The 12635-nt window shown below is 51.7% G+C and carries 10 protein-coding genes; 8 read left to right on the top strand and 2 right to left on the bottom strand.

The features are described 5' to 3' along the window. Positions 1-186 precede the first annotated feature (186 nt). The 5 genes from PCH05_RS18920 to PCH05_RS18900 all read left to right on the top strand — a co-directional run bounded on the left by PCH05_RS18920 (position 187) and on the right by PCH05_RS18900 (position 6812). On the top strand, positions 187-1986 hold the full coding sequence (locus PCH05_RS18920) for a sensor histidine kinase (RefSeq protein ID WP_246049749.1): 1800 nt from the start codon (positions 187-189) through the stop codon (positions 1984-1986). A gap of 17 nt (positions 1987-2003) precedes the next feature. Beyond that, a complete protein-coding gene (locus PCH05_RS18915) occupies positions 2004-3335 on the top strand; it encodes a response regulator (RefSeq protein WP_127604717.1) in 1332 nt (443 codons plus the stop codon). A 107-nt stretch (positions 3336-3442) separates the two neighbouring features. Then, the gene (locus tag PCH05_RS18910; RefSeq protein WP_246049742.1) at positions 3443-4360 is read left to right on the top strand and encodes a carbohydrate ABC transporter permease; all 918 of its coding nucleotides are present in this window, start codon (positions 3443-3445) and stop codon (positions 4358-4360) included. 1 nt (position 4361) lies between these two features. Next, complete coding sequence (locus PCH05_RS18905) at positions 4362-5237, top strand: carbohydrate ABC transporter permease (RefSeq protein ID WP_127604715.1); 876 nt, start codon at positions 4362-4364, stop codon at positions 5235-5237. A gap of 117 nt (positions 5238-5354) precedes the next feature. Next, on the top strand, positions 5355-6812 hold the full coding sequence (locus tag PCH05_RS18900) for an ABC transporter substrate-binding protein (protein ID WP_127604713.1): 1458 nt from the start codon (positions 5355-5357) through the stop codon (positions 6810-6812). Positions 6813-7148: 336 nt separating this feature from the next. Here the strand turns inward: PCH05_RS18900 and PCH05_RS18895 are convergent, their stop codons facing one another. Both PCH05_RS18895 and PCH05_RS18890 read right to left on the bottom strand, forming a co-directional pair. Then, positions 7149-8468, bottom strand: coding sequence for a glutamate-1-semialdehyde 2,1-aminomutase (locus PCH05_RS18895; RefSeq protein ID WP_127604711.1), 1320 nt, complete (start codon positions 8466-8468; stop codon positions 7149-7151). Positions 8469-8512: 44 nt separating this feature from the next. Beyond that, entirely contained in the window at positions 8513-9574 is a 1062-nt protein-coding gene (locus PCH05_RS18890; RefSeq protein WP_127604709.1) for an LCP family protein, read from the bottom strand. 222 nt (positions 9575-9796) lie between these two features. On the opposite strand from PCH05_RS18890, the gene bcp reads away from it, so the two are divergent. From bcp to PCH05_RS18875, 3 genes are all read left to right on the top strand, one after another. Further along, on the top strand, positions 9797-10255 hold the full coding sequence (gene bcp / locus PCH05_RS18885) for a thioredoxin-dependent thiol peroxidase (RefSeq protein ID WP_127604707.1): 459 nt from the start codon (positions 9797-9799) through the stop codon (positions 10253-10255). Between the two features lie 328 nt (positions 10256-10583). Further along, entirely contained in the window at positions 10584-11069 is a 486-nt protein-coding gene (locus PCH05_RS18880) for a MarR family winged helix-turn-helix transcriptional regulator (RefSeq protein WP_127604705.1), read from the top strand. Beyond that, complete coding sequence (locus tag PCH05_RS18875; RefSeq protein ID WP_127604703.1) at positions 11066-12577, top strand: DHA2 family efflux MFS transporter permease subunit; 1512 nt, start codon at positions 11066-11068, stop codon at positions 12575-12577. Before PCH05_RS18880 ends, PCH05_RS18875 begins: the two co-directional genes overlap by 4 nt. Positions 12578-12635 lie beyond the last annotated feature (58 nt).

The following is a 12635-nucleotide window of genomic DNA, read 5'->3' as shown; positions in this document are numbered from 1 at the left end:
CTATAAAAAATATACTGGCAAGCCGGAAAAAATGCCTTACACTAGAGTTCTCGAGTTACATTTCCTGTAAACTTCGCGATGTGCAGTGCTCCGATCTTACAAATGCCCATGATTATCGTAGAGATGCACATACTTGCGCTATTTTAGAACTGCTATATTGAAAGAAGCCGGAGGTGTTTATGGCGCATGAAGTTTCAGAACCCGTTTACGAAAATGAACGTCAAGCAGCAGCTGATCCTGCTTTTCCTTGTTCTCGTGATTCCGCTTTTCATCCTGAATGCTTATGGCAACAGCAAGGCAGGGCAAATTTTGAAGCGGCATGTAACCAACGCGTATATCGAGCTGAACAAGCAAAATTTCAAGCTGATCAGCAGGGATATCGAAACGATCAACAAGGTGACTTCCACCGTTTTTCAAAACTCCATGATCCAGCAGCTTAGCTCGACCAAAGACGAGAATATTCTCTCCAGGGTGAAGAATTACGAAAAAATTGAAGTCATGCTCAATACATACTCGCAGGAGACCGATGAGCGGGAGCCGCTGTATTATTCGCTATACGTGTATGATCCGGATAACGCTTTCTTTTTCGCGCCTTATTATCCGGAATCCAAAAAGTCGGGCATGTATTTTTTCTCGGATGAGAAGGAGAGGCCGGAGTGGTTTGATGAAGCCGTATCCCATAAAGGGAACGGTTATTTGAAGCTGACGGATCACCTTTCGCCGCCTGTGAAGGGGCAGAAAGATCAAAAAACGCTCCTGTATGTGCGTGCGATCAACAATATATACAAAGGCGGGACGATCGGCGTTCTGGCCGTATCGAACGTGGACGCCAGAATCAGCGAATCCCTAAAAACGGTATCGCTTCCCGAAGGCGAGCTCTATTTTACGGACTGGAAAAACCATATTCTGACGACGACGGAAACAGGGAGAGAAGGCGTGCTGGAGCTGCCGCCGGAGCTGGATCCCGGCAGATCGGCCATCGGCGTGAAGGACGTCATCACGAAGGATTTCATTTATGTTGCCGATTATAATTATGTGCTTCAGCAGAAGCTGATCTACAAAGTGCCGGTCAAAGCGCTGCTTCAGCAGCAGAACGAGATCAAGCGGGTCATCCTGCTCATTTCGATTGCGTATTTTATCGTCGGCGTCATTATCATTTTATATTTCTGGCGGTCGCTCATGACGCCGCTCCAGAAGCTCGTCTTCTTCGTCCGCAGGTATGAACCCGGCAATATCGTACCGCAGACCCCGCACAGGAAGCGGAACGACGAGGTTAGCGTACTGATCTCGACGATCTATGACATGGCACGCAGGCTGAACGATCTCATTCATTATAAATACAACATGGATTTGAAGCAGAAGGAAGCGCAGCTTTCGCTTCTGTACCAGCAGATTAATCCGCATCTATTGTACAACACGCTGGAGAGCATCTACTGGAAAAGCACGATGGAGGGAAACACCGTCTCCGCCGATATGATCAAGGATTTATCCAAATTGATGAAAATCAGCCTCAGCCGCGGCCGCGAGCTGATTACGCTGGAGGAGGAGCTGGAGCATGCCACGGCTTATATCAAGCTGCAGCAGAACCGCTACGACTACGCCTTCAGCGTAGAAATCGATATTCCCGAACATCTGTATTCGGTCAAGATACCGAAAATCACGCTGCAGCCCCTGATTGAGAATGGGATCATTCATGGCATTAAAAACATGGGCGAGGACGGAGAAATCCGGATTATCGCCGAAGAGAGCCAGGGTGTGCTGTACATCCGTATTTCCGACAACGGCTTCAAGGACGTGGACTATGATGCGATCCGTAAGGTGCTGAGCGATGATTCGTCAAGCTCTCCCACGGGCTACGGCATCCGCAATATTCATCAGCGCCTGCAGCTGCATTACGGACCTGAATACGGTCTGGCCTATGAAGGGCGGGCCGAAGGGGGAACGACGGTAACGGTATCGCTGCTGATCACCCGGCAGGACGATTAAAGGGAGGAACGAGAGACATGTACAACATTTTAGTCGTGGATGACGAACCGCTGATTTGCAAAGGGCTGGCAGGACTATTGAATGCTTCCGGACTTGGCATCGGCAAAATCATTACCGCCACGAGCGGCGAGGAAGCGCTGGATTACATCCGTATGGAAAATATCGATCTGCTCATTACGGACATCCAGATGGGGGAAATGAACGGCATCGAGCTGATGCACCAGGCGAAGATCGTCAAGCCTTGGGTGCAGACCATCATCATATCCGCCCATGAGACTTTTCAATATGCGCAGATGGCGATCCGCCTGGGCGCGCGCGATTATTTGATCAAACCGCTCAACAGCGAGCAGTTTCTGGACTCGGTCCGAAGCGTGCTGCTGAAAATGGATAAACCGCTGCCCCGCACGGAAGAGGTGCTTTCGGCCGGGCACGAGGATTTCCGCATGGAGGAGCCGCAGCCGGAATCCAGCGAGCCGCTGAACCGGCTGCTTGCCGAAACGGTGGAACATCCGGATGAGCCGTATCCCATGCAATCGTATTATGAAAACCTCGGGATTTCAGGACCTTATTTCGCCGTGATCAAGGTCAAGCTGGCACTGCTCGCAGCGAACGGCGAGAGCCCGTTCCCGGAGAAAGATATTCCGCTCATGCAGTATGCTTCGCTCAATATCATCAAGGAGCTGCTGGATCAAGAGCTGAACGCGCAGGTGTTCTACGCGCCGGACCGCAGCATCAACATTCTCGTCCAGTGGAGTGAAGCGGAGTATGCGGAGCAGCATTCGAACCGGATCAACCAGCTCGAGATGATCAGCCGGAGCATGCATCACCATATCGGGAAATATTTAAACATCGAGTGCACGGTCGGCATCAGCCAGATTCTAAAAGGTCTGCAGTTTGTCAACGTGCTCAGCCGCCAGGCCGACAAGGCGATGCTGTGGACCGGGGAGCACGGCGATTACCATGTCTTTTACTACGGGGACTTCAGCTGGCATAACTACGCCCGCGATCCCAACGCCGAGGAGCTCTCGACCCAAAGCAACCGGATTGTGGAGCAGGCGAAGACCTACATCGAAGAAAATTACAGTCAAAAGGGACTCACCATACATGAGGTCGCCAAACGGAATCATGTCAGCCCGAACTATTTGAGCTACCTGTTCAAAAAGATCACCGGTTTCAACCTCTGGGAATACGTGGTCAAGCTGCGGATGGAGGAGAGCCGGTCGCTGCTTCTCCATACCGATCTGCGCCGCTACGAGATCGCCGAGCGGGTCGGCTACGAGTCGCCGGAGCATTTCAGCAAAATTTTCAAAAAGTATTACGGGGTCAGTCCGAGCGACCTCAAAAAATAGAAGAAGTAAGATCAACCATAATTCACATAGAACTAGACATGTTCCAAGGCCCCCTCCTTTTCTACAATGAAACTAAGCTTGATATCAACAAGGAATGAGGGAGAAAAATGGGGGAGCCAGGAGCAGTGCTGCAGCCGGTTATAGAGAACAAATCACCCAAAAGAAAAGGACGTTATACCAAACACTTTTGGGGATACATGTTTCTGCTGCCGGCTGTTGTGATTTTCATTTTGTTTTTATGGGTACCGATTGCGAAAGGAGCCTTGTACAGCTTCTACAATATCGACTTTGTAAAGGGCAACACGTTCGTCGGACTGGACAACTATGTACGGGTGTTTCATGATCCCGATGTGTGGACGGCGGTTAAAAATACGCTCTATTACATGCTCTTGACGATGATCATGGGATTCTGGGTGCCGATTGTCGCTTCGATCGCGATTTCGGAGCTGCGCAGATTCCAAGGCTTTGCGCGCATCGCTGCGTATCTGCCCTTCGTCGTTCCGGGCGTGGTGCTGTACGGCATGTGGAGATGGATGTATGATCCGGTCGGTCCGATCAACGGGCTGCTGAGCGCGCTCGGCGTCGACCCGGTTTCGTTTATTTCGGACAGCAAGTGGTCGATGATCGCGATCGTATTCATGGAGACATGGCAGCAGTTCGGATCGGCGATGCTGATCTATCTGGCCGGCGTGCTCAGCATTCCGCGGGATTGGTACGAGGCGGCCGAGATCGACGGGGCAGGGGTGTGGAACCGTATCCGGTATATCACGCTTCCTTCCTTGCGCAGCTTGATCGTATTGATGCTTATTTTGCAGGTGATCGGCACTTCGCAATCTTACCAGTCGCAGCTCGCCCTGCTTGACGGCGGACCGAATAACGCGACCTTGACCTATTCGCTTTTGATCGTGAGATACGCCTTTACGCGTCTGGATTACGGCACGGCCACCGCGCTCGGCATGCTGATGTTCGTCGTGCTCAGCCTTGTAGGGCTGCTTCAATACAAGCTGAACAAGGAGGAATACTGATATGAGCAAGCAGCATGAACGCGGCATCCTGTCGGATTCCGATCTGAAAAAGCCGCTCAACCGGTTGGTGTACGGCATCATGGTTTTATGCATTCTCGTCATGATCGTCACGATGCTGTATCCGATCCTGATGACGATGTTTAACGGCCTGAAAACGAATCAGGAAGTCAACACGTTCCCGCCGCATTTCTTCCCGGAGACCTGGAACTGGAGCAACTTTAAGGAAGGCTGGGAGTACATCAATCTGCCGATGTTCCTGAAGAACACGATATTCGTCTTCGTCGGCAACCTGTTCATGACGATTTTCGTGCTCGGCCTGGCATCTTTCAGCATTTCGCGCCTGAAGGTGCCGTACTACCGGGCGATCTACTTTTTTATTCTAATGACTTTGTTTATTCCGGCCTCAAGCTACATGATTCCGAATTTCGTCAACCTGAAGGATCTCGGGCTGCTGAACACCTTCTGGGCGTTTTGGCTCCCGGCGGGGGCGAGCGCGTATTACTTCCTGCTGATGAAGAACTTTTTCGACGGTATCCATCCGGAAATTTTCGAGGCGGCGCGCATCGACGGAGCATCCGAGGTCACGAGCTACGTCCGCATCGCGGTTCCGCTGTCGGTACCGATTTTCGCCACGCTGGCGATCTTTATTTTCTCGGGAGCGTGGAACGACTGGTTCTGGCCTTCCCTGGTGCTCCACAGCGAGGAGAAATACACCTTGGCGACCGCCATTTACAAATATGTCATCAATGCCCGCAGCATGGACAACAGCATCAAATTCACGATTCTGTTCATGGTCATGGTGCCGCCGATCCTCGTCTTCCTGGTATTCCAGCGGTTTATCATGCGCAGCGTGAACCTGTCGGCGGTAAAAGGATAGATTCTACGAATATCGTAGGCCTGCACACGATGGTCATAAGATTAGACATCGTGTGATAGCGTTTCCTCTCTTATGATGAAAGAGCAACAACACTTAATAGCGAAAAGGGGAGTTTCAATGCGTAAGTTCTCAATGGTACTCGTCAGTCTCATGCTTTCCGCTTCGATGCTGGCTGCGTGCGGCGGCACCAAAACGGCGGAAGAACCTAAACCGGCCGATAATCAAGGATCGCAAAGCACGACCGATACGGGTAACAAATCCGAAGAGCCTGCCAAAACGGATGATATTACTACAAAAAAAGTCACGATCAAGATCCACTATCCGCTGCCTGACCAAAAAGAAGCCAGAGCGCAGGAAGACGATAAAATCAAACGCTTTACCGAGAAATATCCGAACGTGACGATCGTCAAGGACGACTGGCAGTACAACGTCAACGAAATCGGGATTAAAATGGCTTCGAACGAAGCGCCAACCTTCTATAACACATTCGCGACGGAAGCTCAGATGCTGGTCGAGCACGGCTGGGTAGCCGACATCAGCGACCTGTACAACAGCTGGGAATACAAGGACGAGATGAACCCGCTCCTGCAAAACCAGTTTATCGTTGACGGCAAAGTGTACGGCATCACGCAAAACGGTTACGTGACGTCTACAGTCATCAACAAAGGACTGCTGGATGCCAAGCAGGTTCCGATGCCGGATATGGACTGGACATGGGACGACATGTACAACGTCGCCAAAGGCGCGACCGACGCCAAAAAAGGCATCTCCGGTATTGCTCCGATGGGTAAAGGCAATGAATCCGGCTGGAACTGGACGAACTTCCTATTCGAAGCCGGCGGAGAAATCCAAAAGAACGAAAACGGCAAGTATACAGCAACATTCAACTCCGATGCGGGTGTTAAAGCACTCGACTTCTATAAGAAGCTGAGATGGGAAGCCAATGCGATTCCTCAAGACTGGGCACTTGGCTGGGGCGACGCTCTGAATGCGTTCCAGCAAGGACGCACGGCGATGGTTATTGCGGGAGCCTATGACATTATCGACTCCGCGCTGAACCAGGGCGGCCTGAAACCGGAGAACGTGATCGCGTATCCGATGCCTGCTGCGGAAAAAGGCGGCAAGCACATCGGTATTCTCGGCGGAAACTATCTGGTTATCAACCCGAATGCTTCGAAAGACGAACAGGAAATCGCATTCCGCTATATCACGTTCGACTACTTCACGGATAAAGGTCTGGAAGCGCTGGATGCCAACATTAAAGAACGTAAGGACAAAAACAAATACTACGTGCCGGCTCCGCTGAACTACTTCAGCGACAATTCCGAGTACGCGACTAAAGTGAACGCCATCTACGACAAATACGACAATGTATACCGTTACGACGAGAAGATGCTGAGCCTGATCGACGGCAAGCCTGAAGCTCAATACGGCACGCAGGATTACTACGGCGCGATGTCCAACGTCGTGCAGGAGTCCTTCTCGAAGAAAGGCACGGATTCCAAAGCACAGCTGGATGCAACGGCCAAAACCGTGCAAACGAAGTTTTTTGACAATATCAAAGCTGCGCAATAACCGATTGGCGCGTTCGGGAGGACGCTCCGGGTGAACGTTCGCTCCGCTTCTCCGCAATCGTTCATCCCCTCCGCTACGCGGGTGCAAATTGATTATTCTGCATACAAACAAAGGCCCCCCAAAGTCGTCTCAAACTTTGGGGGCTTTTTCTGTTCTCGCAATGCTCCTGTATTCATTAAGCAAAGCTGCTTTCTGCACGAAGCAGCAGAGAGGACGAAGCAATTCCGAACAAGCGATAGCAGGAATGCTTTGTTTGGGGAGCCACGGCTAACAAAAAAGAAACTGCCTCGACCGATCGGCCTTTGAGACAGTTCCTTTTATTTATAGCAAAATTGATTACTTACGTTCCTTGCCCATCTCGCAGAACGACTCTTCCGCGGCGGCGAGCGTCGCGTCGATATCCTCGTCCGTATGCGCTGTCGTCAGGAACCAGGCTTCGTACTTGGAGGGAGCAAGGTTAATGTTCCGGTTCAGCATATGGCGGAAAAACGCCGCAAAGGCTTCGCCATCCGTATCTTGGGCCTGATCGTAGTTGGTCACCGGATGATCGCAGAAATGCGTGGACAGGGAGCCGCGGATACGGTTAATGGTCAGTGCCACGCCGTGACGGTCAGCGGAAGCTTGAAGTCCATCGGCAAGCTTGATGGCAAGCCGGTTCATTTCTTCGTAGACGCCTTCGCCTTGCAGGACTTCCAGGCAAGCAATGCCGGCAGCGATGGAAGCCGGGTTGCCGGCCATGGTTCCAGCCTGGTAAGCCGGGCCGAGTGGAGCTACCTGTTCCATAACCTCTTTGCTGCCGCCATAGGCGCCGATCGGCAGGCCGCCGCCGATGATTTTGCCTAGAGCCGTCAGGTCGGGCTTGATGGCATCATGGTTATCAAGTCCGGCGAAGGTCTGGGTGGAGCCGTAGTGGAAGCGGAAGGCCGTGATGACTTCATCGTAGATGACGAGCGAGCCGTTGTCATGCGTCATTTGGCAGAGGCCTTCAAGGAAGCCTTTCTCCGGCATGACCATGCCGAAGTTGCCGACGATCGGTTCGACCATGACGGCGGCTACATCCTTGCCCCACTTGTCCAGGGCCTCGCGCAGGCCGCCAAGATCGTTAAACGGCACCGTAATGACTTCCTGGGCGATGCTGGACGGCACGCCGGCGCTGTCCGGGGTGCCGAGGGTGGAAGGACCCGACCCTGCGGCTACGAGCACCAGGTCGGAGTGGCCGTGGTAGCAGCCGGCGAATTTGATGATCTTGCTCCGGCCCGTATAGGCGCGTGCGACGCGAATCGTCGTCATGACGGCCTCGGTGCCGGAGTTGACGAAGCGGACCTTGTCCATGGAAGGAATGGCTTCCTTCAGCATCCGTGCGAGCTTAATTTCCAGCTCGGTCGGCGTGCCGTATAGGGTGCCGTTTTCCGCAGCCTGCGTAATGGCTGCCGTAATATGCGGATGGGCATGTCCGGTAATAATGGGGCCATATGCCGCCAGGTAGTCGATGTAGCGGTTGTTGTCCTCATCCCAGAAGTAGGCGCCTTTGGCTCTCTTCATAAATACGGGCGCCCCGCCGCCTACCGCTTTGAATGAACGGGAGGGGCTGTTGACGCCGCCGACGATGTGCTGGAGTGCTTCCTGGTAAAGATGTTCTGAACGTGAACGATTCATGGATGATTCAACTTCCTTTCTGGGTTAAAAGCAGGCGGGCAGCCTCAATCGCTGCTGCCCGTGCTGCGGTTCTGTTGGTCAGTCGAGATGTCTTTCGTGCCGGTGCCGTTCGTTTCGGATTCGGTCTTGCCACTGCTTGAAACGGGGACCGGCGCCGGCTTGTTGAAGATGTCCTTGACGTAATCTTTAAGCGCCGACTCGCTCGAGACGGTCAACACGGCCGCGCCGCCAATCGTCGTTTCCTTCAGAAGCTTCATCGGAGGAATCTGCTCACTGCCGGCCATTTGGCTTTTGTATCCGACGCTGGCCAGCTTCCACATATCGTTGACGGTCAAATTGGTATCAATATACGGACTGACGTCATTCAATATATCGGGTAGCTTCATGATCGAGGTCGTCGACTGCATTTTCTCCGCCACGGCCTTCAGGAAGGCGCGCTGCCGCTCGGTACGGGTAAAGTCCGAAGTGGCGTCATGGCGGAAACGCACGTACTGGAGCGCAGTAGTGCCGTCAAGATGCTGCATCCCCTGCTTCAGGTTAATGTCGTACTCATGCTTATCCGCGGTGCTGGGATAGTACATATCCTTTTCGACATAGAAATCGACGCCGCCCACCGCGTCCACAAGCTTGATAAAGCCCTGGAAGTCGGTATACACATAATACTGGATCTGGATGCCCAGCAGATCGCCGACCGCCTTCATGGCCGTATTCGGTCCATGCGTAATCGCGGTGTTGATACGCTCTTTTCCATGTTCAGGAATATTCGTGTACGTGTCGCGCAGAATAGAAAACAGATTAATGCGTTTTTTGACGGGATCGAGGGAGGCGACCATCATGCTGTCCGACCTGGGAACTTCGCCTTCTTTGAGGCCGCGTGCGTCGACGCCCATGAGGAGGATGTTGACGGGCTCGGTGCCTTCCCATTTAGGAGGCTCGGCTACCTTGACCTCGGTGGGAGCTACATTTTTAAAAGGAGAGGCTTCTCCGGTTTTTTGCAGGCCCTGCAGACCGGTATAAATCGAAGTAAAATAATAGACCGCGTAGCCGATAACAGCCGCCAATACGATGGCTACGATCCACAATATCGTTTTTTTCCTTGAGGTCATTCCTTCTCTTCCTTTCAATTATCCTGGTAAAGGAGGTGGTTGTCTGATTGTATCGACATTTGTAGGATAAGGATTCATTTATTATAATTTTTTTTGTGGATACAATCAATTTTACCGGCGTAAAAGAGCTGATACAGTATTTTCATTCAGCCTTTCTATCTATTATAGAACGAACTAAAGAGCGCCAACAGTCATCCATTGTCGAAAGGAGACGCATGCATCATGACGGAATTAACGATTGGACAAGAAGTACCTGATTTTACACTGCCGGCTTCAAACGGAGAAGAGATCACACTCAGCCGTCTCCGCGGCCGTAAAGTCGTATTGTATTTTTACCCGAAAGACATGACGCCGACCTGCACCGATCAGGCTTGCAGCTTTCGCGATTTCCATTCCGCCTTCGAAGAGAAGGGCGTCACTGTCCTTGGCGTCAGCCCCGACCCGGTGAAGTCCCACGGGAAATTCCGGGACAAGCACGAGCTCCCGTTTCTGCTGCTATCCGATGAGGATCACCAAGTCAGTGAGTCCTATGGTGTATGGCAGCTGAAAAAAATGTACGGGCGCGAATACATGGGCATTGTCCGCTCCACCTTTCTCATTGATGAGAAGGGGAAGCTGCTGAAGGAGTGGAGAAAAGTCAAGGTAAAAGGCCATACCGAACATATTTTGTCCTTACTGTAAACGATAGAAATGCGGCAAGATTACCGGCATATCCCGGCTCTGTTCTCGCGAACAGCCAGCCGGGATTTTTGGCGTGAATAACCGGTAGTTGTTACACAGGATATGTTACTAGATGTATATCGTAAGCGATCCACAAAAATGACTGGTCAGCAGGCAGCGGCCGTTTTAAAGGAGCGAAGAAGTAATGGGAGTTGTTCATTTTCCAATGAAAGCATTTTCATTAATTCTTGAAAGAGTGTTGCAAAATCATATGTAAATTTATTCGTATATTTATATTGACATGCAAACATGTTGGCATTAAACTAATTCGTATGCGAAATATTAGGTCATGGAATTGATTAGGAAACAGGGTGAACAGGTTTTGGATTCGCAGGAACAAATTCATGAATTGCTGTACTCGTTTCGCCAAGTGCATCTGAGCTTTTACCATTTGTTCTCGAAGGATGCCGGCGCGCTTGGAGCAACCTGGATTCAATATCAAGTGCTGCGCACACTCCGCGAGCATCCGGATATCGGACTCACGGAGCTTGCAGATTTAATTCTTATTGGCAACAGCACAACAAGCGGCGTCGTGGATCGGCTTGTCAAGGCAGGCATGGTCGAGCGCAAGCGCTCCGAGACCGACCGCAGATCCATCACGCTGAGAAACACGCAGGAAGGGGATGAATTGCGGAAACGCGCAGAAGTTGTATGCAATGACTTTCTTGAGCCTCTTTTACATATCAGGGAAGAGGACAGACGCCATTTGCTAGATACCCATCAGCAGATTGTCGACATCTTAACACACAAAGGGAGAGAGAGAAGTACATTATGAATAACAGCCAAGCTCAGTCAATCGAGCACATTAAAAAAGGGCCGATCATCGCCGCTTTGCTCATCGGCGCTTTTGTAGCGTTTTTGAACCAGACGCTGATGAATGTGGCCCTGCCAAAAATTATGGATGACCTTGGAATTCAGGCGTCAACGGGGCAATGGCTGACCACAGGTTTCATGCTCGTCAACGGCGTCTTGATTCCGGTTACCGCATTTTTGATTGCCAGATTTTCCACCCGCCAATTGTTTATTTCAGCCATGTCCCTGTTTACGATCGGGACGCTGATATGCGCCTTGTCGCCTTCCTTCGCCGTCTTGATGGTCGGCCGTTTGGTTCAAGCCGCGGGTGCCGGCATTTTGATGCCGCTCATGACAGTCGTTTTCCTGAATATTTTCCCGATTGAAAAACGCGGATCCGCCATGGGGATGATGGGGATTGCGATGATTCTGGCGCCGGCGATCGGACCGACCTTGTCCGGTTACGTCGTAGAGCATCATTCCTGGCGCATTCTGTTCTACATTATTTTGCCATTTGCCATTATTGCTACACTCATCGGGATTTTCTTCCTGAAGAACGTGACCAAGGTGACCAAGCCGAAATTCGATGCCTTGTCGGTTATCCTGTCCACGATCGGCTTCGGCGGTCTTCTGTACGGCTTCAGTGAAGCAGGTACTGAAGGCTGGAACAGCAGTGAAGTCATTTGGTCACTCGTTATCGGTGCCATCGCGTTGATTGCTTTCGTTGTGAAGCAGCTGATGTCGAAAACGCCGATGCTGGAATTCCGCATCTTCAAATACAACATGTTTACACTCACGACCATTATCAACGTGATCGTGACGATGGCCATGTATGCCGGCATGATCCTGATGCCGCTGTTCCTGCAAAACATCCGCGGCTTTACGCCGATGGAATCCGGTCTGATGATGCTTCCCGGCGCGATTCTGATGGGAATCATGTCCCCGATTACGGGCGCGATCTTCGATAAAATCGGTGCCCGCTGGCTCGCCGTCATCGGACTTGCGATTACGACCGCCATGACCTACGAATTCAGTCGTCTGTCAGTGGATACTTCTTACGCGCATATGATTACGATTTATACGGTCCGCATGTTCGGCATGTCGCTGCTGATGATGCCGATCCAAACCGCAGGCTTGAACCAGCTGCCGCGCAGCATGAACGCGCACGGCACCGCGATGTCCAATACGCTGCGGACCATTTCCGGCTCGATCGGTACGGCCATTCTGGTGACGGTCATGACTTCGCAAACGAAGCATTACGTGACCGAAGGCATCAAAGCAGGCGCTGCTAAAGTGACCGATAAAGCCCAAATGGCAACCTTAACCGCGCAGTCCATGGTGCATGGCATCGACGACGCGTTCGTTATCGCTACGTGGCTCACCGTGGTTTCCCTGATCCTGGCCTTCTTCATCAAGAGAACAAAACCTCAGGAAGAGAACCTGAAGGCGGAAATGACGAAAGTCCAAGGAGCCGTTGAAGCCAAAGGTTGATCAAAGTGAAAATCGAAAATGAAAGCAGACAAAAGACGCATCCACTGGGATGCGTCTT

The sequence above is a fragment of the Paenibacillus chibensis genome (assembly GCF_004001045.1).
Taxonomy (GTDB): domain Bacteria; phylum Bacillota; class Bacilli; order Paenibacillales; family Paenibacillaceae; genus Paenibacillus_AQ; species Paenibacillus_AQ chibensis.
The sequence above is the reverse complement of the archived record's forward strand: the minus strand, read 5'-3'. Positions and strand labels throughout refer to the sequence as shown.

What these genes read in the sequence shown, in the direction of transcription:
- PCH05_RS18915 (WP_127604717.1), top strand. Translation starts at nt 2,004, where the DNA reads ATGTACAACATTTTAGTCGTGGATGACGAACCGCTGATTTGCAAAGGG.
- bcp (WP_127604707.1), top strand. Translation starts at nt 9,797, where the DNA reads ATGACGGAATTAACGATTGGACAAGAAGTACCTGATTTTACACTGCCG.
- PCH05_RS18910 (WP_246049742.1), top strand. Translation starts at nt 3,443, where the DNA reads ATGGGGGAGCCAGGAGCAGTGCTGCAGCCGGTTATAGAGAACAAATCA.
- PCH05_RS18890 (WP_127604709.1), bottom strand. Translation starts at nt 9,574, where the DNA reads ATGACCTCAAGGAAAAAAACGATATTGTGGATCGTAGCCATCGTATTG.
- PCH05_RS18920 (WP_246049749.1), top strand. Translation starts at nt 187, where the DNA reads ATGAAGTTTCAGAACCCGTTTACGAAAATGAACGTCAAGCAGCAGCTG.
- PCH05_RS18880 (WP_127604705.1), top strand. Translation starts at nt 10,584, where the DNA reads ATGGAATTGATTAGGAAACAGGGTGAACAGGTTTTGGATTCGCAGGAA.
- PCH05_RS18875 (WP_127604703.1), top strand. Translation starts at nt 11,066, where the DNA reads ATGAATAACAGCCAAGCTCAGTCAATCGAGCACATTAAAAAAGGGCCG.
- PCH05_RS18905 (WP_127604715.1), top strand. Translation starts at nt 4,362, where the DNA reads ATGAGCAAGCAGCATGAACGCGGCATCCTGTCGGATTCCGATCTGAAA.
- PCH05_RS18895 (WP_127604711.1), bottom strand. Translation starts at nt 8,468, where the DNA reads ATGAATCGTTCACGTTCAGAACATCTTTACCAGGAAGCACTCCAGCAC.
- PCH05_RS18900 (WP_127604713.1), top strand. Translation starts at nt 5,355, where the DNA reads ATGCGTAAGTTCTCAATGGTACTCGTCAGTCTCATGCTTTCCGCTTCG.